This is a genomic window from Catenulispora sp. EB89, from assembly GCF_041261445.1.
GTDB lineage: Bacteria > Actinomycetota > Actinomycetes > Streptomycetales > Catenulisporaceae > Catenulispora.
Genome location: NZ_JBGCCU010000035.1, coordinates 25,232 through 49,194, shown reverse-complemented (window position 1 = coordinate 49,194; position 23,963 = coordinate 25,232). Strand labels below are relative to the sequence as shown.

Annotated in this window: 16 protein-coding genes; 4 read left to right on the top strand and 12 right to left on the bottom strand. The window is 71.5% G+C overall.

What is annotated here, in order from left to right; all coding sequences use genetic code 11:
* The first annotated feature begins 138 nt into the window (after positions 1-138).
* Positions 139-3,684 carry a cell wall-binding repeat-containing protein gene (locus ABH920_RS44625; RefSeq protein ID WP_370355415.1) on the top strand — a complete coding sequence of 1,182 codons (3,546 nt, stop codon included), beginning with the start codon at positions 139-141 and terminating at the stop codon, positions 3,682-3,684.
* 70 nt (positions 3,685-3,754) lie between these two features.
* On the opposite strand, the gene ABH920_RS44620 is transcribed toward ABH920_RS44625, so the two are convergent.
* The gene (locus tag ABH920_RS44620) at positions 3,755-4,930 is read right to left on the bottom strand and encodes a zinc-binding alcohol dehydrogenase family protein (RefSeq protein WP_370355414.1); all 1,176 of its coding nucleotides are present in this window, start codon (positions 4,928-4,930) and stop codon (positions 3,755-3,757) included.
* A 126-nt stretch (positions 4,931-5,056) separates the two neighbouring features.
* Between ABH920_RS44620 and ABH920_RS44615 the strand changes: the two genes are divergently transcribed.
* Positions 5,057-5,623 carry a helix-turn-helix domain-containing protein gene (locus ABH920_RS44615; protein ID WP_370355413.1) on the top strand — a complete coding sequence of 189 codons (567 nt, stop codon included), beginning with the start codon at positions 5,057-5,059 and terminating at the stop codon, positions 5,621-5,623.
* A 184-nt stretch (positions 5,624-5,807) separates the two neighbouring features.
* Entirely contained in the window at positions 5,808-8,600 is a 2,793-nt protein-coding gene (locus ABH920_RS44610; protein ID WP_370355412.1) for a tetratricopeptide repeat protein, read from the top strand.
* A 190-nt stretch (positions 8,601-8,790) separates the two neighbouring features.
* On the opposite strand, the gene ABH920_RS44605 is transcribed toward ABH920_RS44610, so the two are convergent.
* The 3 genes from ABH920_RS44605 to ABH920_RS44595 all read right to left on the bottom strand — a co-directional run bounded on the left by ABH920_RS44605 (position 8,791) and on the right by ABH920_RS44595 (position 11,634).
* Positions 8,791-9,828: a hypothetical protein gene (locus ABH920_RS44605; protein WP_370355411.1), complete on the bottom strand. Its 1,038-nt coding sequence runs from the start codon at positions 9,826-9,828 to the stop codon at positions 8,791-8,793.
* Positions 9,825-11,360, bottom strand: a complete 1,536-nt coding sequence (locus ABH920_RS44600; protein WP_370355410.1) for a phenylacetate--CoA ligase family protein — start codon at positions 11,358-11,360, stop codon at positions 9,825-9,827. The genes ABH920_RS44605 and ABH920_RS44600 overlap by 4 nt, the downstream gene beginning before the upstream one ends.
* A gap of 145 nt (positions 11,361-11,505) precedes the next feature.
* The gene (locus tag ABH920_RS44595; protein WP_370355409.1) at positions 11,506-11,634 is read right to left on the bottom strand and encodes a hypothetical protein; all 129 of its coding nucleotides are present in this window, start codon (positions 11,632-11,634) and stop codon (positions 11,506-11,508) included.
* Positions 11,635-11,747: 113 nt separating this feature from the next.
* Here ABH920_RS44595 and ABH920_RS44590 point away from each other — a divergent pair, with 113 nt between their 5' ends.
* A complete protein-coding gene (locus tag ABH920_RS44590; RefSeq protein WP_370355408.1) occupies positions 11,748-14,642 on the top strand; it encodes a BTAD domain-containing putative transcriptional regulator in 2,895 nt (964 codons plus the stop codon).
* Between the two features lie 35 nt (positions 14,643-14,677).
* Here the strand turns inward: ABH920_RS44590 and menC are convergent, their stop codons facing one another.
* The 8 genes from menC to ABH920_RS44550 form a co-directional block, all read right to left on the bottom strand.
* Positions 14,678-15,787, bottom strand: coding sequence for an o-succinylbenzoate synthase (gene menC, locus ABH920_RS44585; RefSeq protein WP_370355407.1), 1,110 nt, complete (start codon positions 15,785-15,787; stop codon positions 14,678-14,680).
* A complete protein-coding gene (locus ABH920_RS44580) occupies positions 15,784-16,737 on the bottom strand; it encodes a GNAT family N-acetyltransferase (RefSeq protein ID WP_370355406.1) in 954 nt (317 codons plus the stop codon). Before ABH920_RS44580 ends, menC begins: the two co-directional genes overlap by 4 nt.
* Complete coding sequence (locus ABH920_RS44575) at positions 16,734-17,831, bottom strand: M20 family metallopeptidase (RefSeq protein ID WP_370355462.1); 1,098 nt, start codon at positions 17,829-17,831, stop codon at positions 16,734-16,736. Before ABH920_RS44575 ends, ABH920_RS44580 begins: the two co-directional genes overlap by 4 nt.
* 50 nt (positions 17,832-17,881) lie before the next feature.
* Entirely contained in the window at positions 17,882-18,955 is a 1,074-nt protein-coding gene (locus tag ABH920_RS44570) for a dipeptidase (protein ID WP_370355405.1), read from the bottom strand.
* Positions 18,956-19,062: 107 nt separating this feature from the next.
* Complete coding sequence (locus ABH920_RS44565; RefSeq protein ID WP_370355404.1) at positions 19,063-20,112, bottom strand: ABC transporter ATP-binding protein; 1,050 nt, start codon at positions 20,110-20,112, stop codon at positions 19,063-19,065.
* Positions 20,109-21,158 (bottom strand): ABC transporter ATP-binding protein, encoded by a 1,050-nt coding sequence (locus tag ABH920_RS44560; RefSeq protein ID WP_370355403.1) that lies wholly within the window; start codon positions 21,156-21,158, stop codon positions 20,109-20,111. Before ABH920_RS44560 ends, ABH920_RS44565 begins: the two co-directional genes overlap by 4 nt.
* A complete protein-coding gene (locus ABH920_RS44555; RefSeq protein WP_370355402.1) occupies positions 21,155-22,165 on the bottom strand; it encodes an ABC transporter permease in 1,011 nt (336 codons plus the stop codon). Before ABH920_RS44555 ends, ABH920_RS44560 begins: the two co-directional genes overlap by 4 nt.
* A 13-nt stretch (positions 22,166-22,178) precedes the next feature.
* A complete protein-coding gene (locus ABH920_RS44550) occupies positions 22,179-23,942 on the bottom strand; it encodes an ABC transporter substrate-binding protein (protein ID WP_370355401.1) in 1,764 nt (587 codons plus the stop codon).
* Between the last annotated feature and the right edge of the window lie 21 nt (positions 23,943-23,963).

Sequence of the window (23,963 nt, the reverse complement as noted above, 5' to 3'; positions counted from 1 at the left end):
GCCTTGACAGATCCACACCGATTGACGCAGCTCCCGCGCGACCTGTAGGACTTGGTGGCCGTTCGACGTCACCGCCGGTCTGTCGGCGTGTTCCACAAGGGGGCAGCCGTGCCGACTCGCCGATCTCGAATAACCGCATTGGGCATCACCGCGGCCGTCGCCACGGCCGGTCTGGCTCAGCCGCAACTGGCCAAGGCTGACGATGTCACGGTGTCGGTCGACAACGCCCGCACCGGATGGGACCAGCACGAGCCCGGCCTGAGCCCCGCCGACGTCTCCGACCCGACGTTCGGACAGATCTTCTCGACCACGGTCGACGGCCAAGTCTTCGCCCAGCCTCTGGTGGCCGGCGGCATGCTCGTCGTCACCACCGAGAACAACAAGGTCTACGGCCTGGACCCGCAGTCCGGGGCGATCCTGTGGACCCGGTCGGACCTGGGCCCGGCCTGGCCCTCGGACTCGATCGACCCGCCGACCGGCTGCGGCGACCTGGGGCCCACGGTCGGCATCACCAGCGCTCCGGTGTACGACCCGGCCAGCAACACGGTCTATTTCACGTCCAAGACCTACGCCAACGGCGACCCGACGCAGGCCAGCTGGCTGATGCACGCGATCGACCCGGGCACCGGCGCCGAGCGCTCGGGGTGGCCGACCAAGATCCAGGGCGCGCCGAGCAACGACCCCTCGACGCCGTTCGACGCCTTCCACGAGATGCAGCGCCCCGGACTGCTGCTCCTGAACGGCGTGGTCTACGCCGGGTTCGGCGCACACTGCGACTTCACTCCCTGGCACGGCTACGTCGTCGGCGTCGACGCCGCCTCCGGGCAGCAGACCGCGATGTGGACCTCGGAGACCAACGACGCCGGCAGCGGCGCCGGCATCTGGCAGTCCGGCGGCGGTCTGATGTCCGACGGCGACGGCCGCATCATCGTCGCCACCGGCAACGGCATCAGCCCGAAGCCGGGTCCCGGCAACAATCCGGGCACCTACCTCGCCGAGTCGGTGGTCCGACTCCAGGTGGGCTCGGACCGCTCGCTGACGCCGGTGGACTTCTTCAGCCCCTCCGACAACGCGACGCTGGACATGAACGACACCGACCTGGGCTCCGGCGGTCCGGTCGCGCTTCCGGACAGCTTCGGCACCGCGAAGGTGCCGCACCTGCTCTTCCAGGAGGGCAAGGACGGCCGGATCTTCCTGCTCAACCGCGACAACCTCGGCGGCATGGGGCAGGGCCCCAAGGGCACGGACGCCGCCGTGCAGACCATCGGCCCGCTGCCCGGCGGCCAGTGGGGGCACCCGGCGGTGTGGGGCGGCGACGGCGGCTACGTCTACGAGGTGGGCAACCAGCAGCCGTTGGTCGCGCTCCAGGCCGGGGCGACAGCGGACGGCATTCCCACCCTGACCCAGGCCGGGTCCAGCACCGACATCTTCGGCTACACCAGCGGATCGCCGATCGTCACCTCGACCGACTCCGTGTCCGGCAGCGCCGTCGTCTGGGTGGTGCAAGCCCCGGTCGGGCCCTGGGGCAACGGCGCGACCGGCGAGAACGCCACCCTGAATGCGTACTCTGCGATCCCCGACTCGCACGGCACCCTCGACAAGCTGTACTCGGCGCCGATCGGCCGCGCGGCCAAGTACTCGGTCGTGGCCACCGACTCCAACCGGGTTTACGTCGGCACCCGCGAGACCGACCTCGTGGGGAAGGTCATCGGTTTCGGCAAGCCCGCGAAGACACCACTGACCACGCCTCCGGTGACGTTCGGACCGGTCGAGGTGGGTTCGCACGTCCAGAAGCAGGTGACGCTGACCGCGACGCAGCAGGTGACCGTCACCGGCGCCACGGTGAACGCCTCTCCCTACACCATCGACACCTCGCCGCTGGCCTCGCCGGTGACGCTGAACGCCGGCGACCAGCTGACCCTGAACGTCACCTTCACCCCGACCGCCCCCGGCGCTGCGAACGGGATCATGACCGTCGCGACCAGCGCCGGAAGCGTCGGCGTGGCCTTGAACGGCACCGGTCTGACGAACGGCCTCGGAGCCTCGCCGAGCCCGGTCAAATTCCAGAACGAACAGCCGACCGGCACGACGGAGACGATGGCGGTCCGGATCTGGAACACCGGGTCCGTCGACGAGACGATCAAGAGCGTCACGCTGCCGAGCGCGCCGTTCACCGTCCAGGGGCTGTCGCAGGGCACGACCATCGGTGTCGGCAAGTCGGTCTCGGCGACGATCACCTTCGCCCCGACGGCTCCCGGGCCGGCGAACGACCAGCTGACCGTCGTGTCGACCAGTGGCACCCTGAACGTCCCGCTCTCCGGCGGTGCGGTGTCGGGCTTCGGGCACCTGCAGATGTCGCCCGCCGCCTTGGACTTCGGCAACGTCACGGTCGGTTCCACGGCGACGGTGGGCTTCGACGCGACGAACACCGGAACCGCGCCGCTGACCATCTCGAAGGCGAAGGCGCCGACCGGCGTGTTCAACACCGCTCTGCCGATCTCCGAGGGCCAGGTCCTCGGACCGGGTCAGAGCATCCACGTGAACATGACCTTCACCCCGACCACGACCGGCGTGCAGCAGGCCGCGTACGAGATCACCCCGGCCGACGGCCAAGGCGCGATGTACGTCCAGATAAGCGGCAACGGCGTCGCCCCGAGCAGCCCGCCCTCCAACCCCGGCAGCGGCAATCCCCCGACCGCCGGAGGCAACCCCACGGTCACCCGGCTGTCCGGCGGCGACCGGTACGGCACCGGCGTCGCGGTGTCGCAGTCGCACTGGGCCAACGCCGGCGGCGACGCCACCGGCCGCCCGACCGCGCGCGTCGTCGTGCTGGCCCGCGGCGACCAGTTCGCCGACGCGCTGGCCGGCGTGCCGCTGGCGGCCAAGGCCGGCGGCCCGCTGCTGCTCACCGACCCGGCCGCGCTGACCCCCGCGACCCTGGCCGAGATCCGCCGGGTCCTGGGCACCGGCGGCGGCCAGATCGACGTCCTCGGCGGCACCCAGGCGATCGCCCCCGGCATCGTCAGCGAACTGACCCACCTCGGCTACAGCGTGAACCGCTTCGCCGGCGCCGACCGCGACCACACCGCCCTGGACATCGCCGAACGCGGCCTCGGCAGCCCGCAGCACGTGGTCCTGGCGACCGGCCAGGACTACGCCGACGCCCTCGCCGCCGGCCCGTTCGCCACCGGCCCCGCCGCGACCGCGGCCGGACCGGCCGCAGTGATCCTGACCGACGGCAAGACTCTGGCACCGGACGTACGAGCGTTCATCGCGAGCCGCATCGCCCAGTCGTCCGCCGGCGCGCCCGCGGCCTGGGCGATCGGCGGCCAGGCCGTGACCGCGACGGCCGGCCTGCCCGGCTACGTCCGCCCGCTGGCCGGCGCCACCCGCTACGAGACCGACATCAAGGTGGTCCAGGCCGCCATGGCCGCCGGCGGCGTCCAGCGGCTCGGCGTCGCGACCGGCACCGGCTTCCCCGACGCCCTGACCGGCGGCGCGCTGACCGCGGCCACCGGCGGCGAGCTGGTGCTGGTGCCGTCGACACTGCCGCCGGAGACGGCGAACCTGCTCAGCGCGCTCCGGCCGCAGCTGACGTCGGTGGACCTGTTCGGCGGGACCGCGGTCATCAGCCCGGCCCTGGCCGGGCAGGTGACTTCGGCGGTGAACGGGCGGGGTCAGTAGCCTGACTCGACGCTTCGATGCTTCGGCGCTTCGGGTGATTCGCTGATCGCCGCTGTCGGATGCCCGCGCCTCAGGGCAGCGTGACGACGACCTTCGCGGCCGAGACGCCGTTGCGCTGAAGGTCCATGGCGGCCTGGATGTCGTCCAGGCTCTTGCCGACGACCATCGGCTTCGGGGCGGCCAGATAGCTGCCGTCGGCGAGGGCCGCGGGCAGGAAGTCGCGGTAGATCGCGGTGCCGACCTCGTTGGTCTTGAGCGTCGTGCCGAAGATGTACTTCAGGCCGACTCCGTGCGTTCGCGCCGCGAACTGCAGCGCGATGTTGGAGCCGATGAGTCGTGCGAGCAGGCGTGGGAAGGCGAGCCGGCCGCGGTCGGGCGCGCCCAGGCGCTCGAAGGACACCGGCGGGTTGGCCAGTGCCACGAACTTCTTGCCGCGGCACTTGCGCACGATGCGGACGCAGGACGCAGCGGAGGTGGTGCCGAAGGCGATGGCGCCGGCCAGGGTGCGGTCCTGGAATGCTTCGATGATGTCTGGCACGGCGGTCGGGCTGGTGTAGTCGAAGACCGCGCTGGCTCCCAGGGCTCGGACGTAGTCGAAGTTGCGTGGCGAGGCGGTGGTGACGACCTCGTAGCCGCCGGCGACCGCCAGCTGGACGGCGTTGCTGCCGACGCTGGTGGATCCGCCCCACACCAGGACGGTCTCGCCGGTCGGCTCGGGGTTCGCCGACGGGTGCCGCAGGCCCAGGTGGCTGGGTTGGAACAGGCCGCAAGCGGCGGTGGACACAGCCAGCGGGAGGACGACGGCGTCCTCGAACGGCATCGCGTCCGGCACGGGGCACGCCAGCTTCTCCGACACGAGGGGGTAGAGCTGGAAGGCGCCCTCGGCGGCGCTGGTGCGGTCCTTGTCCGTCCCGACCGCGAGGCCGAGCACGCGGTCCCCGACGCGGAACCGGGTGACCTCGGCCCCCACCTCGACGACCTCGCCGGCGACGTCCGTGCCGAGCACCGTCGGGTAGCGCAGCCAGCCGTAGGTCAGGCTGCCCTCGACCTGGATGATCCAGTCCAGGGGGTTGATCGCGACCGCCCGGTTGCGCACGACGAGCTGGTCGGGGCCGGGGCGGGTGGAGGGCGCCGGCCGGACTTCCAGGCGCGCGTGCTTGGCCGGGATCCAGGCCGCGGCGTTTGCGGGGACGTCGGCGGAGGAGTTCGCGGGAGTGTTCGCGGGAGTGTTCGCGGGAGTGGTCATGGAGGGCTCCTGCCAGTGACTGCACTTGGTGTAATGACCTCACTGTGGCATGCGATTGCACCAAGTGCAAACAGTGACTTCACCGGGTGCAGACCCAGCGGCGGACGCGCCGGTACAGTGAGGGCCATGGCCCGGTGGGAACCCAACGCGCAGCAGCGGCTCCAGCAGGCGGCCGGCGCGCTGTTCGCCGAACGCGGCTACGCCGACGTCACCGTCGCCGACATCGCCGAGCGCGCCGGCCTGACCAAGCGCACGTTCTTCAACCACTTCCCCGACAAGCGCGAGGTCCTGTTCGCCGACGCCGCCGCCTTCGAAGCGCACGTCCTGAAGCACCTGGCCGCGGCCGACCCGGCCCTGGCGCCCCTGGACGCCGCCGTCGAGGCCCTGGCCGGCGCCGCCCTGAGCGACCTGGCGAAGTACGGCGAGTACGCCGCCACCCGGCGCGAACTGATCGCGTCCTCGACCGAACTCCAGGAACGGGACCTGATCAAGACGGCAGCCCTCACGGCGGCCATCGCAGCCGGGCTCCTGGAGCGCGAAGCGCCGCCACGGACGGCGGCCTTCGCCAGCAAAGCCGCGGTCGCGGTGTTCGTGGCCGCCTGCGACGACTGGATCGACTCCCCCACCGCCAACCTCACGACCCTGATGTACCAAGAGCTGGCCGAACTGCGGCACGCGGTGTGCGGAGCTTGATCCCAAGACCGATCAGGCAGCCGCTGTCGGCGCTTCAAGAGAACCGGTGAAGCGACGGCCTTCCGCTGACCATGGAGTGAAATCGACTTCTTCGCCGCCGTCGAAGTCCCGTAGTCTGCCCACATCTGTACACCTACTCCACGCGCGGCAGCGGCGCGTGGAACCGTCGGGAGCGCACAACCAGATGGCTGCGAACGAGGCACCGGATCCCTCCCAGGTTCGTGACCTGGAGGAGTTCATCACGGCCCTCGGAGAGCTGCGGCAATGGGCCGGCGGCCCGTCCTACCGGATGTTGGCCAAGCGCGTCGGGCCGCTGATGCGACCGCCGCAGCTCATCGCGCACACCACCGTCTCCAGCGTCTTCCAGCCGCAGCGCCGCCGTCTGGACATCGATCTGGTGACGACCATCGTCCGGGCCCTCGGCGTGCCCGAGCCGGAGGTGGCGCGCTGGCGGCAGGCGTGCGTCCAGGTGCATGTGCGGGCCAAGGCCGGCGACCCGGCCGTGCCGCTCCGGCAGCTGCCCGCGAACCTCGCCACTCTCACCGGACGCGACGCCGAACTCAAGCAGCTCCTCGCCATCGCGGCCGCCACCGGGGACGCGGCGAAGACGGTGGTGGTCTCCGCGATCGACGGCATGGCCGGGATCGGCAAGACCGCCCTGGCCGTGCACGCCGCTCACCTCGCCGCCGAGAACTTCCCCGACGGGCAGCTGTTCGTCGACCTGCACGCGCACACCGCCGGCACCGGCCCCCGCGATCCGAACGAGGCGCTGGGCCGACTCCTGCAGGCCCTCGGCCTGGATCCCCAAGCGATCCCGCCGGAACTGGACGAGCGGGCCAAAGCCTTCCGGAACCGGCTGGCCGGCAGCCGCACCCTGATCGTCCTGGACGACGCCGCCAACGAGCAGCAAGTCCGTCCCCTGATTCCGGCCACTCCCGGCTGTCTGGTCCTGGTCACCAGCCGCAACCGCCTCAAGGCCCTGGACGACGCGCACGCGGTGCCGCTGGACGTCCTGGACCCCGCGGACGCGGTCGCCCTGCTGTGCCGGCACGCCGGCCCCGGCCGCATCGCCGCCGACGACCCGGCGGTGGCCAGGATCGCCGAGCTGTGCGGCTACCTGCCGCTGGCACTGCGCATCACCGCCACCAACCTGGCCCACCGCCCCGCCTGGACCACCGAGCACCTGGAGGCGCGGCTGCGCACCGGCCTCGCCGACCTGGCCGCCTTCGACGACGGCGACCGCCGGGTCCGTGCCGCGTTCGACCTGTCCTACGACAACCTCACCCCGGACCAGCAGGCCATGTTCCGCCACCTCGGACTGGTCCCGGGCCAGGACAGCGACCTTTACGCGGCCGCCGCGCTGCTGGACACCGGCCTGAACGAAGCCGACACGCTCCTGCAGGACCTCACCGACCGCAGCCTGCTGACCGAAACCGCCCCCGGGCGCTATCGGCTGCACGACCTGCTCCGTGAGCACGCCCGCACCCTCGCCGCGACCCACGAATCCACCAAGCAGCGCACGACGGCACTGGACCGGCTGCTGCACTACTACGCCCACACCGCGCAGACCGCCTCCACCGCCATCGCCCGCTTGCCACGCCCCGAACCCGACGGCCCCGCCCCCGCCCACACACCGGATCTGACCGATCCCGAGACCGCCCGAGCCTGGCTGCGGACCGAACACCGCAACCTCGATGACGCACACACCCAGGCCCGCCATCTCGACGACCACACCATCGCCCTGACCGCGGGCATGGCCGAGATCCTGCTGTCCGACGGCCCCTGGGTCCGCGCCTTGGAAGTCCACCAGGGCGCGGCGGAGGCAGCCGCCCGTCTCGACCGCCCTGCCGCCCACGCCACCGCCCTGACCGACCTGGGACGATTGCGGCGTCTGACCGGGGATTCGCCGGGCGCCGCCGACGACTTCGCGCGGGCCTTGGAGATGTTCCGGCAGATCGGCAACCGCCTCGGCGAAGCCAACGCCCTGACCAACCTGGGGCAGGTGCGGTACCAGGGCGGGGACGTTCCGGGCGCGGCGGATACGTTCGCCCAGGCTCTGGAGATGTTCCGGCAGATCGGCAACCGCCTCGGCGAAGCCAACGCCCTGATCAACCTGGGGCGGGTACGGGACACGAGCGGCGACTATCCGGGCGCGGCGGATACCCACATGCGGGCCCTGGAGATCTTCCAGAAGATCGGCAACCGCCTCGGCGAGGCCAGCGCTCTGAACGAGCTGGGGCGGGTGGCGCATATGAACGCTGATTTCGTGGGTGCGGTAGACGCCCACTCGCAGGCCTTGGAGATCTTCCGGCGGATCGGCAACCGCCTCGGCGAAGCCAACGCGTTGAACGACATCGGGCGCGTCGGGCATCAGAGCGGGGATTTCGCGGGCGCGCTGGACGCCCACACCCGAGCCCTGGAGGTCTTCCGGCAGATCGGCAACCGCCTCGGCGAGGCGATGGCCCTGCACGACCTGGGGCGGGCGCGCTTTCTGACCGGGGACTATCCGGGCGCGGCACAGGCCCACACTCAGGCCCTGGAGCTCTACCGACAGCTCGGCAACCGGGGCAACGAGGCTTCGGTGCTGACCGACCTGGGACGAGTGCGGTATCTGACCGGCGACTTCCAGGGCGCGGCGGACACCCACAGCCAGGCCCTGGAGGCTTTCCGACAGATCGGCTATCGCGGCAACGAGGCTTGGGCGCTGAACTTCTACGCGGCCGCGATCGCCGCGCTCGGCGACCGTCCCCGAGCCTTCGCGCTGTACGAGCAGGCACTGGCGATGAACCGGGAGCTGCACAAACCCGACGACGAAGCGATCTCGCTGGAGGGCATCGCCGACCACTATCTGGCCACCGGCGATCCCGCCCAGGGCCTGGCGTACATGGGCCAGGCGTTGGAGATCTACCGGCGCCTCGGGATGCGGGCAGACACCGAACGGGTCCAGGCCCGGTTGGCCGAGCTCGAAGCACGATAGTCCCGCACGGCCTCGGCCTGGGCCGGTATTGGCCGGGGCGAGGTTGGCCGGGCGAGGTTGGCCGGGCGAGGTTGGCCGAGCCGTAATCGGCCGGACCGAGATCGGCTGGTGCGGGATCGGCCGGGGCGGAGGCTGGCCGCGACCGACAGGTGGTGTCAGGCCTCGCCGTCCACGCGCCGAGGCTCCCGCGTCACACCTTCGCGCCGCGCACGACCAGCGAACCGACGTGCCCGTTCGCGCGCGCGTCCCGGCTGGCCAGGCCCGGCGACGGTCCGATGCCCACGACGAGCCCTCCGTCGACCGCGACCCACGCACCGGCCGCCAGGTGGGCCGGCACGTGCGCGCCGAGCGCGGCGCGCAGCGGGGCGTTCGGGTCCGGCTCGACCGCCCGGGGGTCCATCGCGCCGCGCCACTCCCGCACCGTCCGCTCCCGGTAGCCGAGGCGGCGCCAGACCACGTACTGCGCGACGATCAGCGGGCCGAGGAACGCCAGCACCGGCACGGCCGTGCTGACCACGCGCCACCAGAACAGGGCCATGATGAGCGCCGTCACCGCGACGCCCAGGGCGCCCGCCGTCACGGCCGGCCGGCGGCCGAAGGCCTTGCCCGCCGCCATCGGGAACAGCACGAGCATCACCAGGTCGCCCAGCCCGATCGCCACCAGGGCTCCGTGGCTGCCCGGGATGACCAGCAGCGGGGCGAACGGCAGGCCGTGCAGGTGGTCGGAGAACCGGGTCATCAGGGACGTCAGGCTGGTCGCGATGAGGTCGTAGCCGGTGAGCAGCGCCGCGAACGCCGCGACGTGCGCCGCGCGCATGCCGCCCTGCACCCACATGCCCGTCACCCCGATCACCGCCACGGCGAGTCCGGCGTCGGTGAGCAGGGTCGTGGGCAGCGGATGGCCCGACAGCCAGCAGGCCCAGGTCGCGGCGCACAGCGCCAGCGCGGCCAGGGTGGCCGGCCGGCCGCCGAGCAGCGGGGCCGCGGCGGTCTGGATCGCGACCACGGTCACCAGGCCGAAGACCGCGGCGACCACGGTCGCCGGCAGCTCCAGGTAGAGCAGCGGCGCGATCACCACCGACACCGCCATGACCGCGACGTCGGACCGGACGAACAGCCCGATCGGCGGCCGGCTCACGGTGTACCGGCGGACGTGGACCAGCGCGAGGCCGATCAGGAGGGCGACGACCAGGACGAGGCCCGCGAGCGCGGGGGCGGACGGCTTCACGGCCGGCTCCCCGCCAACGCCTCGTCCGATCTGACGCCGCGGCTCGGATCGCCACCGTCGCCGGGTCTGACCGCCCTCTGATATTCGTCACCGCCGCCGACCTGGCCCGCGCTGTCGAACGAGTACTCCCGCAGATCGGCACGCACCGTGTTCCGCGCCGGCAGCAGCTCGGCGTCATCGTGCACGACGATGCCCTTCACCGCGACGCCGAGCGCGGCGGCCCGCTCCTCCAGCCGTCCGAGGATCCGGGCGGACCGCTGCCGCGCGACGACGTGCAGCACCGGCCCGCCGGGCTCGTCGACCAGGCAGTACCGGGCCGGCAGCGGGATCGCGCGCTCGGCCTCCAGCAGGTCCAGGATCGAGCGGGTCGGCACGGCGACGCTCAGCGGACCGTCGTACCGGCCCAGGATGTCGGAGGAGGCCGCCATGCCGGCCAGCTCGCACGTCGGCGTGGTGTCCGGAACCCGCACCAGGTCGTTCGTGACATAACGCAGCAGCATCGTGCACTCCCGGTAGGGGACATACGGCGTGACCACGAGGGTCGCGGCACCCCCCGGCGCCGCGGGTTCAAGGGTCCGCGGGTCCAGCAGCTCGATGTGCCCGAACTCCGCGGGGTAGTGCAGATGCCCCTGCGAGCAGTGCGCGCCGCCCGCGGGCAGGATCTCCGTGGCCTGATACGCACGCTCCGGCGCGACGCCGAACGCCTCCTCGACGCGCGCCCGCAGCGCCTCGCTGACCACCTCGCCGCCGGAGAGCAGGTCGGTCAGGCCGAAGTCGGCCGGCCGCCAGCCGTCCCGCTCGGCGGTCTCGACCAGAGACGCGAACACCGACGCCGGTGCGGAGAAGTTCGTGATCCGCGGCGCCCGGCCGGGCAGGTTCAGCGGCGTGGCCAGGCGTTCGAGCACCAGCTCCGGGGCGATCGAGCCGATCTGGACGAACGCCGCCCCGACCCGCCGGACGATCTCGGCGGTCACCAGGTAGCCGAGCGTGGCGCGCGAGGAGACGCCGGTGGCCACCACGTCGTGCGGCCGGACGCCGAGGGTCATCGCCATGGCGATCGTGCTGAGCGCGATGACGTTCTCCAGGTCGCCCTGCGAGTACCAGACGACGGTCGGCGTCCCGGTGGTCCCGGTGGTCGCGGCCATCAGGTACGGCACCGAGCCGGACGCGACGAACGCCGCCGGCATCGCCCGCAGCGAGGCCTTGGACGTCGGCGGCACCTGCGACCAGGTGTCGGCGGTCAGCTCCTCCGGCCGGATCCCGAGCTCGCCGAACAGCCGGCCGTAGTACGCCGTCTGCGCGGCCGCGCGCCCGGCCGTCCGGCGCAGCGCGCGCGTCGTGATGGTGTTCTGCACGTCCGGGTCGATCACACCCTGCCGGCCCGGGAGCAGCTGCGAGTCGTCGCCGACCGTCCCGAACTCACGCAGGGTGGCCACCAGGTCCTGCGAGACCCGGGTCAGCACGTCGGGCCGGAGCCGGCCGCGCAGGATTCCGGCGGCATAACGCATCTGGTCGATTCCGCTGCGCAGCATGGGGCCTCCCGGTGTCTGGGCATCTGGGTGTCTGGGCGTCAGGGCGTCTCGGTCGCGCGAGGTCTGGTGACATGGGGCGGGCCGAGCACGCACGTCCGAGAGTGCGTGTTCGGCCCGGGTCAGCAGCAGATGCCGGCAAGCAGCCTCAGCTCAGCTGCGAGCTGAACATCGCGCTCGACAGCGTCGACAGGACGTACTTGGCGTAGTGGCGAGTGGCCTTGGCCATGATGGACTCCTTCGAAACGGTGCGGGTAGGACGCAAGAACTCTTTCACCGGGCGCCTGCGATACCCTTGCCGCTTGCTTGCAGTGCCCTTGCGTTTCGCGGACACCGGCGGCCGGCACGGGCCGCGACATCGGGGCACACCTGCGGCGGGGAGGGACGAACGTGGAATTCGGTGTGCTCGGACCGCTGTTCGTCCACGACGGCACCCGGGAGATCCCGATCTCCTCGCCCCGTCAGCGGGCCCTGCTGGCGACGCTGCTGCTGCACGCCGGATCGCCGGTGGCGGCGGACACGCTCGTCGAGGCCGTGTGGGACGACATCCCGGCCGGCGCCCGGTCCACGCTGCACACGTACGTGACGCGGCTGCGCAAGGCCGTCGGCGCCGAGGTCGCCGAGCGGATCCGGACCCGCGGCGGGAGCTACGTGGTCGAAGTCCGCGAGGGCGAACTCGATCTGCACCGCTTCGCGGGTCTGCGGGACTCGGCGCGCGCCGCCGCGGACAGCGGCGACTGGTCCGCGGCCGCGGACCGGTACCGGCAGGCGGTCGCGCAGTTCCACGGCGAGCCGCTGGCCGACGTGCCCTCCAGCCTGCTGCACCGGGAGCACGGGCAGCAGTTGGCCGAGGACCGGCTGCGGGCGCTGGAGCAGCGCATCGACGCCGACCTGGAGCTGGACCGGCACGCTGATGTGGTGGCCGAGCTCCAGACCCTGGTGGCTGTGCATCCGCTGCGCGAGCACTTCAGTGCCTGCCTGATGACCGCTCTGTACCGGTCGGGCCGGCGGGCCGAGGCGCTGGCCTGCTATCAGCGGGCGCGGGCGGCGCTCGCCGACGAGCTCGGGATCGAGCCGGGGGCCGAGCTGCGGGAGCTGCATCTGCGGATTCTGCGATCCGAGGAGGAGGGCGAGGCTGCGGCGTCTTCGGCGCAGACGCCGGCCGTCCCGGCGCCGCAGTCGTCTTCGTCCCCGGACCCGGCCCCGGCCCCGTCACCCCGTCCGACACCGGCCCACCTGCCGCAGGCGATCAGCGACTTCACCGGCCGCGACGCCGACCTCGCCGCGCTCCTGGACTGGCTCGACCCGACCACGGACCCGACCACGGACCCGAGCACCGGCCCGACCGCCGGTGCCGCGCCGGTCGCCGTGATCTCCGGCAGCGGCGGCATCGGCAAGACCTCGCTGGCGGTGCGCACGGCGCAGACCCTGCGCCGGCACTTCCCGGACGGCCAGCTCGCCGTCGACCTGCGGGCCGGGGCCGGGACCCCGGTGGATCCCGGCGCCGTGCTCGCCGGGTTCCTGCGCGACCTGGGTGTCGACAGCCGCGAGATCCCGTCCGGCACCGACCGCCGGGCCGCGCTGTTCCGGTCCGCCGTCGCCGGCCGGAGGCTGATCATCCTGCTGGACGACGCCCAGGACGCGGCGCAGGTCCGGCCCCTGCTGCCCGCCGACCCGGGCTGCGCGGTCGTCGTCACCAGCCGCAACCGGCTCGCCACGCTCGAAGGCTGCCGCCGGGTCATCCTCGGGATGCTCGAACCGGCCGACGCCCGGTCGCTGTTCGCCCGGATCATCGGCGAGGACCGGCTGGCCGCCGAGCCGGACGCGGCCGCCGCCGTCCTGGACGGCTGCGGCGGGCTGCCGCTGGCGATCCGGGTCGCCGCGGCCCGGCTCGCCGCGCGCCCGAGCTGGACCATCGCGTCCCTGGCCGGCCAGATCACCGACGCCCGCCGGCGCCTGGACGAGCTCCAGGTGGACGACCTCGCCGTCCGCGCGAGCTTCCAGGTCAGCTACGACGGCCTCGCGCGCCCGGCCGGCGACGACGACCTGCGGCGCGCACTACGGCTGGTCAGCCTCTGGGAAGGGGCGTCGCTGAGCCTGCCCGCCGCCGCGGCCCTGCTCGACCTGCCGCCGGGCACCGCCGAGACGGCGCTGGAACTGCTCGTCGACAACAACCTGCTCGACTCGCAGGAGCGCGGCGTGTACCGGCTGCACGACCTGATCAGGCTCTGCGCGGCCGAGATCAGCACCGCGCACGACACAGAACCCGAACGAACCGAGGCCATCGCCCGGGTCCTGCGCTGGTACCTGCACACCGCCGCCGCGGCCCACCGCCGCCTGGCCCCGCTGGCCCGCCAGCTCGACCTGGACCCGCCGGACGGCACCGTGGCCCCGCTCGACTTCCCCGACTACGACGCCGCACTGGCCTGGTCCTCGGCCGAGGACCGGAACCTGACCGCGGCCGTCCGGATCGCCGAGCGCGCCCACGACGACGTCGTGGCCTGGCAACTCGCCGTGGCGACGGCGCCGTACTACCAACTGGACACCCCCACCGCCGACTGGCTGAAGACCTTCCGCATCGGCTGCGACGCCGCCCACCGCCTCGGCGACCGCTTCGCCGAGGCGCGCATGCTCAACGGCCTGGGCATCGGCTACGGACTCATCCGCGCGGACGACACCGCCATCGAACACCTCCGCCAGGCCCTCCAGATCCGCCGCGAGATCGGCGACCGCCGCGGCGAAGGCGCGACCCTGGCCAACCTCGGCACCGTCTACGAACGCGTCGACCGCTTCGAGGAAGCCCTGGAGTGCCACAGCCAGTCCCTCGCCGTGGCGCGCTCGGTCGGCAACGACAACGGCGCGAGCGTCGCCCTCGGCAACATCGTGGCCTCCTGCCGAGGCCTCCAGCGCTACGACGAGGCGATCAGCCACGGCCGCGAGGCCCTGGAACTGGCCGACCGCATCGGCGACCGCATCGGCCAGGGCTACGTCCTGCACAACATCGCCGGCGCCCACCTGGAATCCGGCCGCCCGCAGGCCGCCGTCGACCTGTTCCACCAGGCCCTGAAGGTCCGGAACGCCCTGGGCGACCAGCGCATGCGCGCGGAAACGCTGGCCGATCTGGGCATCGCACTGGACCGGCTCGGACGCCGGACGGAGGCGGCCGAGGCGTGGACCGAGGCCGCCGAGGCCTTCGAGGATCTGCGGGATCCGCGTGCCGCGCGGATGCGGGGCCTGCTGCGCGGCGGGGCGGGTTCGGGCGCTTCGCCTGATTCAGAAGGCTGATCCCTGATTCAGAAGCTCGAATCACCGGCGAGGCGTCACCCGAAATCGATCCAATCCCGCGCCGTGGTGAACTCATCGAGCAGCGCAGCGTCCGGCGTGACCCCGAGCCCGGGCCCCTGCGGCACCTCCAGCTCCCCGTCGCGCAGGACGAACGGCTCGGTGATGTCGCGCTCGAAGTAGCGCTCGGAAGCGCTGATGTCTCCGGGAAGCGTGAAGTTCGGCAGGGCCGCCAGGGCGACGTTCGCTGCGCGTCCGACGCCGGTCTCCAGCATGCCGCCGCACCACACCGGGACGCCGTTCGCGGCGCAGACGTCGTGCACGCGGCGGGCCTCCAGGTAGCCGCCGACGCGCGCGGGTTTGATGTTGACGATGCGGCAGGCGCCGAGGGCTATCGCGTCGGCGGCTGAGCGGGCCGAGGTGATGGACTCGTCCAGGCAGATCGGGGTGCGCAGCAGGTTCGCCAGTGCGGCGTGGCCGCGGAGGTCGTCCTCGGGCAGTGGCTGTTCGATCAGCAGCAGCTCGAAGGGGTCCAGGGCGGCCAGGCGCTGCGCGTCGCCGAGGGTGTAGGCGGTGTTGGCGTCGACCTGCAGCAGCAGCGCGTCGCCGAACCGCTCGCGGACGGCCCGGACCGGCTCCACGTCCCAGCCCGGCTTGATCTTCAGCTTGATCCGCCGGTAGCCCTGGTCGAGGTAGCCGCCGACGGTGTCGACGAGCTCTGCGACGCTCGGCATGATCCCGACCGAGACGCCGACCGGCACCGCGGACCGCACGGCGCCGAGATGGTCGCCGAAGGAGGTGCCGGCGGCCCGCAGCTCGGCGTCCAGGACCGCGGCCTCCACCGCCGCCTTGGCGATCGGGTGGCCCTTGAACGGCGCCAGGATCTCCGCCACCAGCGCCGAGGTGACCCGCGGTGCGGCGGCGAGCCTCGGGAGGAAGAAGCGGCGGATGACGTCCTCCGCGCCGTGGATGTGCTCCGAGGAGTACACCGGCTCGCTCATCGCGGCGCATTCGCCCCAGCCGTCGGCCTCCTCGGTGGCGACGCGGACCAGCAGGATGTCGCGTTCGGTCACCACGCCGAAAGACGTCTCGAACGGACTGCGCAGCGGCATGCTCAGGCGCCGCAGTTCGACTCCGGATATCTTCATCGGCGTTCGTTCTCCTCGCGTTGTTCCAGGTCGTGTTCCAGGTCTGGTTCCAGCAGGTACCAGCCCGATCGGGTGAAGCCGGCGATGCGGTATCCGCGTCCCATGGCATCCGTCAGCGCGCCGCGCAGCGCGAACCGCCAGCTACGCGCCAGCTCAGGTGCCGCACGCCGCAGGTCCTGGATCGCCGCGGGCGTCGCACACAGCAGGGAACCACCGAAGTCCGACGACGGGCCGGGCTCGGGCATCACGCCGGGCGCGATCCCGGAGAGCAGCACCTTGTTGGAACTCAGCAGAGATTCTTCGTCCCCCGGCTCGATTCGAGTGCCGTTCGCCGCAGCCTCCGCGCGCGCCGAGTCGAGGACCCAGCTCATCAGGATCCTGTCACTGCCCTGCCCGGCGTTGACTCCGTCCGGCATGTCGCCGTAGAAATCGACGAGATAGGCCGTCGCGTCCGCCCCGAGCTTGGCCAGGTTGAAGTAGGCGTTGGCACGCACCAGCGGGTCGAACGTCCAGGTGATGCGGCGCAGCCCGCGGCTCAGGGCCCACGCGCGCTGGTGCAGTTTGACCGCGAAGCCGGCGTGCCGGCCGTTGGCCTCGGGTAGCATCCCGGTGATGTGCGAGTGCAGATGGATGCCGCCCCGCGGCTCCACGTCCGAGGCCAGAAACGCCGTGGCCGCACCGATCAGCCGGTCGCCGTTCTTGTCGTCGAAGACTCCTGCGATGTAGCAGCCTTCGTATGCCATCACGCGCATCAGGCCGGTGGGCATCAGGCTCTGACCCGGCTCAAGTGCCCAGATCCGGGTGAAGACCTCGGCGACCGCACCGAGATCGCTCGGCTCCGTCAGTTCTCTGATGGTGACGGCCGCAGCACGCGCCGCCGCCTCGGCTTGAGCGTGCGCCTCGGCGATCAGGGCGCGTGCCGAGGGCATCGGGATCGGCAGTGTGCTCACGGACGCGCCGCCAGCAGGTCCGCCACGAGTTCGGCGAGCAGCGCCGCACGCTCGGGCAGGGAGTCGACCAGGACGTGCTCGTCCTCGGCGTGCGCGCCGCCGCCGACCGCGCCGAGCCCGTCGAGGGTGGGGGTGCCGACGGCCGCGGTCCGGTTGCCGTCCGAGCCGCCGCCCACGGCGACCCCGCTCAGCGGCGGGAGCCCGAGGCGTGCGGCCGCCTGCTCGGCGCGGGCGAACAGGTCGCTCGACGCCGAAGGCGGCAGCGGCGGACTCTCAGGACCCTGCTCCAGCCGCAGCGAGGTCCCTTCCAGACGCGGTCGCAGCGCGGCCAGTCCGGAGACGACCCGCTGCTGTTCCTCGACGCTGAAGGCGCGCACGTCCACGGCGACTTCCGCGGCGCCCGGAACCGTGTTCGTGGAGTCCCCGGCCTTGGTCACGGACGGCGTGACCGTCGTTCCCAGTTCCGGGTCCGCGAGCTGCACGATCGCCAGGATCTGGTGCGCGAGTTCGACAGCCGCGTTCGCTCCACGCTCGGGTTCGAGTCCGGCGTGCGCCGCGCGGCCCACGACGTGCAGGCGGTGGCAGCCGGCGCCTTTGCGCGCGGTCTTCAGCGCACCACCGTCGGCGCTGGCTTCCAGGACGAGCACCGCCTGACTGCGGCGGGCTTCGTCCTGAATGAGGCTGTGGGATGCCGGGGAGCCGACCTCCTCGTCGGTGGTCACCAGGACACTGACTCCATCCAACGCGTCGGGTCGGTCCGCTTGAAGAGCCGCGAGCGCATACAGGAGCTGCACCAGTCCGGCCTTCATGTCGAAGCAGCCGGGGCCGGTGATCCGGCCGTCGGCGATGGTGAAGGGCAGTCGGTCCAGCGTGCCGAGCGGCCAGACCGTGTCGAGATGACCGAGCAGCAGGACGCGGTCGCCCCGGCCGAAGCGCCACCGGAGCTGGACCGCTCCCCCGTGCTCCAGCCGCTGCGGATGCGACTGCAGGAGCCTGATACCCAGCTCGGCGAACACGTCGGCACAGCGGCTGGTCGCGGACCGGTCGCTGGTCGGCGATTCGCAGCGGACCAGGGTTTCCAGGTCGGCGAGCATGGACGGCAAGGACTGCGTCAGCCGCTCAAGCAGCGGTGCGGTGTCGATACTCACGCAGCGGCCCCACGGCGATCGGCGGGCACGCCCAGCTCGGCCTGGAACAGGCGCAGCACATTGCCGCCCAGCGTCGCGGCCACGACTTCCTCGTCCAGCCCGCGCGCCAGCAGTTCGGCGGTGAGCAGCGGCAGACCGGCGGGCCCGGCCAGCCCCGGCAGCGCGGCGAACGGATCGCAGCCGGCCACCGGCCCGAGCTCGACCCCGCCGGGCAGCACGTCGTGCAGCATCTCGACCACGAAGTCCGGTCCGATCCCGACATGGCCCGGGCCGGCGACCTTCCCGATGTGCTCGATGTGGTCAACGAGCCTGGAAATGGACGGCTCGTGCGGGTCCACGAACCCCGGGAAGAAGTTCACGCACACCACGCCGCCGCCGTCGGCGATGGCCGCCAGCCGCGCGTCGGTGAGGTTGCGGTGGTGGTCGCACAGCGCGCGGGCGGAGGAGTGCGTGGCCAGTACCGGCCGGGTCGCGAGTTCGAGCACGTGGTCGACGCCGGCCGCGCCGAGGTGCGAGACGTCGAGCATCATGCCCAGGCGCTCCATCTCGGCCAGCGCCTCAACCCCGGCCGCAGTCAGCCGGCTGCCCGCGGCGTCCTCGCCCGAGCCGTCGGCGAGCGCCGTACGGCCGAAGTGGGTCAGCGACGCGATGCGCACGCCGAGCCGGTACAGCGTGGTGAACAGTTCGATGTCGGCGTCGACGCCCGGGACGCCTTCCAGCGCGAGGACCAGCGCGATCCGTCCGGCCGCCAGCGCGCGGTCGATGTCGGCGCCGTCCAGGCAGAGGCTGACCTCGTCGGCGTTGCCCTCGGCGATCCGGTGCGCGGCCTCGATCATGCGCAGCGTCTCGCGCAGCGCGCCTTCGGGCCGGTAGACGTCGTCGACGTAGACCGGGAGCACTTGGATGTCCACGCCGCCGGCGCGCAGCTGCGGCAGCCACTGCGCGCGGAAGTAGTCGGGCCACTGCGCCACCGGCCGCAGCACGACCGAGCAGAGCAGGTCGTTGTGGGTGTCGGCGACCACCGCGCGTCGGTGCAGCTCCAGCGTGGCCGGATCGAGGTTCGTTGCCATGCCGATCAGCTTGCCCGCGCCCGCCCGGAACCGTCTTGGTGCGGACGGATCAATTCCGGGCGTGGCTCTCGTCGGATCGGATGAAGCAGCGTGGATGCCGTCCATTCTCAGTGCTCCACCGGGAAGTGGCAGGCCACGCGGTGTCCCGGTCCGGCCGTCGCGATCTGCAGCAGCGGCGGCTCCTGGACGGCGCAGGTCTCCTGTGCCTGCCAACAGCGGGTACGGAACCGGCACCCGGACGGCGGGTCGATCGGCGAGGGCACGTCGCCGGTCAGGCGGATGCGCTCGCTGCCGGCGCGGGTTTCGACGTCCTCGCGGTCCGGGTCGGGGATCGGCACGGCGGACATCAGGGCATTGGTATACGGATGCAGCGGACGGCCGTACACGTCGTCCCGCGAGGCGATCTCGACGATCTTGCCCAGGTACATCACCGCGACCCGGTCGGAGATGTGGCGGACCACGGACAGGTCGTGCGCGATGAACACGTACGCCAGGTTCAGCTCCGCCTGCAGGTCCTCGAACAGGTTCACCACCTGCGCCTGGATCGACACGTCCAGGGCCGAGACCGGCTCGTCGGCGACGATCAGCTTCGGCCGCAGGGCCAGCGCGCGGGCGATGCCGATGCGCTGGCGCTGACCGCCGGAGAATTCGTGGGGGTACCGGTTGTAGTGCTCCGGTGACAGGCCGACCAGCTCCAGCAGTTCCTGGACCGCGCGCTTGACGCCCTGCGGCGGATCGAGGTTCTGGATCCTGAACGGCGCGCCGACGATGCTGCCGACGGTGTGCCGCGGGTTGAGCGAGGACTGCGGGTCCTGGAACACCATCTGGATGTCGCTGCGCAGCGGGCGGAACGCGCCCTGGGACAGGTTGGTGATGTCCCGGCCCTCGAAAACCATCTGCCCGCCGGTCGGTTCCACCAGCTTGGTCAGCACCCTGCCGACGGTGGACTTACCGCAGCCGGACTCGCCGACCAGGCCCAGGGTCTCCCCCGGCCGGACGGACAGGTCGATGCCGTCCACGGCCTTGACCGCGCCGACGGTGCGCTGGAGCAGCCCGCGCCGGATGGGGAAGTGCTTCCGCAGACCGGTGACGGTCAGCAGCGCCTCGGGATCGGCGACTGCCCGCGTCTCGGGAGTGGTTTCGGTATCGGTGCTCACAGGGTCTCCCGAATCTGCTCGGTGAAAATCTCCCGCCGCCGAGCCGGGTCCATGTGACAACGCACAAGGTGCCCAGGGCTGGTCTCAGCCAGCAGCGGGATCTCCGTGTCGCTACGCCCCCCGGTCTCGCCCGTGTACGGGCAACGCGGATGGAAGGCACAGCCGGACGGCACGTTGATCAACGACGGCGGGTTGCCCTGAATCGGCGTCAACCGATCCGCACGAGCCCGGTCCAACCGCGGCATCGAACCCAACAGACCCCAGGTGTACGGATGCTCCGGCGCCTTGAACAAATCGTGCGCCGGACCGTACTCCACAGCCTTGCCGCCATACATCACCATGATGTCGTCGGCCAACTCCGCCACCACACCCAAGTCGTGGGTGATGATGATCAGGGCACTGTTGAACTCGCGCTGCAGATCCCGCATCAGATCCAAGATCTGGGCCTGCACCGTCACGTCCAACGCCGTCGTCGGCTCGTCCGCGATCAGCAGCGACGGGTTACACACCAACGCCATCGCGATCATCGCGCGCTGCCGCATACCGCCGGAGAACTGATGCGGGTAGTCGTCCACCCGCGTGTTCGGCTGCGGGATCCCGACCAGCTCCAGCATCTCGATCGCCCGCTTGCGCGCGACCTGCTTGGACACGTGGTTGTGAACCCGGTACGCCTCGATGATCTGCGCACCCACAGTGAAGAACGGATGCATCGAGGACAGCGGATCCTGGAAGATCATCGCCATCTTCTCGCCGCGCAGCCGACGGATCTCGGCATCGCTGGCGGTCACCAACTCCTGGCCGTCCAGCCAGATCTCACCGGTGATCCGCGCGGCGTTCCTCTTCTTCTGCGCCGAGCGGTGCAGGCCGAGCAGCGCCAGCGAGGTCACCGACTTGCCCGAACCGGACTCGCCGACGATCCCCAGAGTCCGGCCCCGCTCCAACCCGAAGCTGAGCCCGTCCACCGACTTGACCAGGCCGTCGTCGGTCGGGAAGTGCACCCGCAGGTCACGCACGGCGAGGAACGGACGCCCGCCCCCGGCCGTCACAGCCGCACCCGCGGGTCCGCCACCGCGTACAGGACGTCGACCAGCAGGTTGGCCAGCACGATGAACGCGGCGGCGAACAGGGTGACACCCATCATCATCGGGAAGTCGCCGTTCTGGATCGAGGTGATGGCCAGGAAGCCGATCCCCTTCATGGAGAAGGTGATCTCGACCAGCACCGCACCGCCGAGCGCGGTGGCGAAGTCCATGCCGAAGATCGTGATGATCGGGGTGATCGCGGCCCGCAGCGCGTGCTTGAAGACCACCCGGCGCTCGGACAGGCCCTTCGCCCGCGCGGTACGCACGTAGTCCTCGCCCAGGACGTCGAGCATCCCGGCCCGGGTCAGCCGGGTGTAGAGGGCGGCCAGGCCGAAGGCCAGACAGGTCCAGGGCAGGATCATGTCCAGGAACCACTGGCCCGGGTCGGACAGGATCCCGACGTAGCTGCCCGGGGCCGGCAGGATCGACCACCGGTAGGCCAGCGGCAGGGACAGCAGCGGCGCGAGGAAGTAGACCGGCAGCGAGATGCCGAGCAGGGCGGTGGCCATCGACGCCCGGTCGAGCAGCGAGCCCTTGCGCACCGCCGAGGCCAGGCCCGAGGCGACGCCGAAGAACAGCCACAGGACGCCGGCCCCCGCCGCGATGGAGACGGTGACCGGCAGGTCGCTCAGGATCGTCGGCCAGACCTGCTGGTAGTTCCGGAACGAGTAGCCCAGGCAGGGGGCGTTGCAGGCGATGTCCTGGGTGCCGTCGCTGAACGTGGTGCCGGTGAAGATGGTGCGCAGGTAGTCCAGGTACTGGACCGGGAACGACCGGTCGAAGCCGAAGCGGTGGACCACACCCTGGATCGCCGCGGGCGAAGGCTGTTTGCCCACGTACTGGACCGCCATGGTGGCCGGCGTCTGCCCGCCCCACTGCGGCATCTCGTAGAAGATGACCATCGTCACGAACGCGACGACGAGCAGCAGCCCGGCGACGGCGAACAAGCGCCGGATGAGGAAAGTCAGCATGGTGTCGGGGCCCTCACTGGACGCCGAGTGCCTGGTAGTCGTACATGCCATAGGCCTGTTCGATGTAGGCGTTCGTGACGTTCGGCGGGCGCAGCATCAGGGCCCGGGAGTCGATCATCGGCACCAGTGCCGCGTCCTTCAGCGCCTGCTGGTCGATCTGCGCGTACAGCGCGTTGCGGGCGTCCGGGTCGGTGGTCTTGAGCGCGGCGGCCATCAACGAATCGATGGCCGGGTCGTCGAGTTCCGAGTAGTTGCTCTCGCCGGTCGACTTGATGCCGTCCGGGGTGACGATCTGGTCCAGGAATCCGTACCCGGACGGGAAGTCGGCGCCCCAAGCGGTGATGAACAGCGCCTCGTTGTTCTGCCTGACATAAGCCTGGCTGCCGGCCTTGATCGAGAGCTGGCTGTACTTGAAGCCGTCCTCGGTCGCCGTGATGCCGATGGCGGCCAGGTTCTGCTGCACGACGTCGGCGACCGGCTTGTCCTTCGCCTGGTCGATGTAGTAGCCCACCTGCGTGGTGATGTCGGTGATGTGCTCGGCCGCCTTGCAGGTCGCGATCTCGGCTTTGGCCTTGGCCAGGTCGCCGGTGTGGCCCGGAGTCGGGTACAGGTCCTGCTGGACGTAGCCCGGGACGGTCGGCGGCAACACCGTGGTGGCGATGTCCCCGCCGCCGATGCCGCCGCCGAACGCGGTCTGCACCGCGGCCTTGTCGATCGCCCACTCCACCGCCTTGCGGCAGTCGATGTTGTCGAAGGGCTTGATCTTCGTGTCGATCGTCAGGTAGGTCAGCAGCCCGGTGATCGGGTCGTCGGCCTCGGCCTTGAGCCGCGGGTTGCCCAGCACCTGCGACTGCGTCGCGGTCTGGACGCCCAGGCCGCTCTGGTCCATGTCGGTGGTGCCGTGCAGCAGGTCCTGATCGACCGTCTGCGCACTGACGTCGACCTTGTCGACGATCCTGGCGGCGTGCGCGACGTGCAGGTGCAGCGGGTCCGAGGCGGCGTCGAAGTTCGGGGACGCCGACAGGTCCAGTTCCTTGCCCACGGTGTACGAGTCGAAGGTGTACGCCCCGGAGGACAGTACGTGCTCGTAGTAGGTGGCGCCGGTGTCCTTGGCCCGCGGGACCGGCACGGTCGACGGCAGCGTCAGCACGTCGTCGAAGTCCGCGAACGGCTTGACCAGGTGGAAGACGATGGTGCCGCTGTCCGGCGTGTCGATGCCCGAGGGATGGTCGGCCGGGTTCTTGTCCTTGTAAGGGCCCTGGTAGTTCGTGGTGTCCGTGAGCAGCTGCTTGAAGTACGTCGGGCCGTTCGGCAGGACGTCCTGGCCCCAGTTCGAGCGCTCGATGCCGTAGGCGACGTCCTGCGCGGTGATCGGCGAGCCGTCCGTGTACGTCGCCCCCTTGACCAGGTGGAAGGTCCAGGTCAGGCCGTCCGCGCTCATGCTGCCGAGGTCGGTGGCCAGGTCCGGGACCAGCTTCACCGGGCCGGGGCCCTCGGCGAAGGTGACCAGCGAGCGGGTGTAGAGCCGCATCACGTTCCAGTCGGCCCCGAAGTAGGTGTTGCCGGGGTCGGTGGACTGCAGATCCGAGGGCTGCTCCATCCGGAGCGTGCCGTGGCCGGCGGCCGAGGTCTGGTTCACGATCCCGGTCACGCCGACGTTGTACGCCGCCGAGGTGTGGGCTCCGGTAGTGGTGGTGGACCCGCCGCCGCAGGCGGTGGCGGCGAGCGCCAACGCTGCGGCCGCCGCCGCGCAGGCGGCGATTCGTGGTTGGGGCATGGCGTGTGTGAACCTCTTTGT